The 1,341-nt window shown below is 36.2% G+C and carries 1 protein-coding gene; it reads left to right on the forward strand.

All coding sequences use genetic code 11. The features are described 5' to 3' along the window. Positions 1–44: 44 nt before the first annotated feature. Positions 45–1,341: IS4 family transposase (locus ACGF7G_RS22320; protein ID WP_387468470.1), on the forward strand; the 1,297-nt coding region annotated here is incomplete at its 3' end.

Below are 1,341 nucleotides of genomic sequence, written 5' to 3' on the forward strand. Positions count from 1 at the left end.
ACAACTATGCTATAAAAATCTAAGTTTCCTCGGAGAGTATGCTGATGGATATATATCATTTTCTGAACAAAACTTTTTTTGATTCATGCTCGAAAATTGATAATTTTTGGCGAAAAAGAAAAAGATCAATAGACACAAAATTGATTGTGTTATTTCTCATAAAAATCATATCAGGGAAAAATAACCACGGATACTCTTATATTATTAATGAAATATGGGCTGAGTGCATTCATGAAAAAATACCGCTACCTCAGCATAAGCCCGTCTCTGCTTCATCAATGTGCGAAGCCAGAATGAAATTACCTGATGATGCAATAAAAACCATAAACAAAAATATCGTTTCTGTATGGGAAGATAATACCCATCCCGAAACATGGAAAGGACATCGACTGTTTGCTATAGATGGCTCAAAATTAAACATTCCCAGAGGGTTGCTGGAAAATGGATATAAAACACCCAAAAACACATCACGACATTATCCCTATGCAATGATGAGTTGTCTCTATGATGTATTGAATTCGATCATATATGACGTTGATTTTGTTAACCATAACAATGAGAGGGCTTGTGCCGAAAAGCATCTCCAGTGTTTGGATAGCAATGCTGTCGTGATCTTCGATCGGGGATATTTTAGCTATTACTTGTTATATCAAGTAATGCAAAACAATCTGAATGCCGTATTTAGAGTACAGGAGGGAAACAGGAATAAGACTATTAGAGATTTTTCTGACAGTAATTCAGATGATCTTATTGTTAGTTATACGCCATCGGAAGCGGTAAAGTCAGATCTTAGAAAGAGAAACCTTCTTTCAGAATTCCCATGCTTAACGTTAAGACTAATAAAGCATATTGACCGAAATGGTGAATATATTCTTGCCACTACTCTTGTTGAACAAGGATATTATGAAGTCGAAGCTTTTCATGATTTATATCACCTTAGATGGAATATAGAAGAGTTATATAAATTGTCCAAGTCAATCCTTTGCATTGAGGATTTCCATTCACAGAGTGAGAAAGGCGTAAAACAAGAAATCCAGGCGCATATATTATTACTGAACCTGACAAGGATATCGGAAAATGATATTAATCACAGAGGCAACGATAGCGACTGCATTGATAGCAGAGAAAATAAACAGAAATTGAATTTCAAAAACTGTTTGTTTCTCGTAGTAAGACACTTGTCTTTGCTAATTCAGGGGATAAAAAAACATTTAAAATCATTTTATTGTGCTCTTTCAGAGGGACTTGCCGGAATGACTCACCGGGTGAGGCCTGGGAGGCACTATCCACGAAAATCTATGCGTCCCAGAACCCGATGGAACTCTTTTGATGCCCCGGCAA

The organism is Photorhabdus sp. RM323S, assembly GCF_042879375.1.
GTDB lineage: Bacteria > Pseudomonadota > Gammaproteobacteria > Enterobacterales > Enterobacteriaceae > Photorhabdus > Photorhabdus tasmaniensis.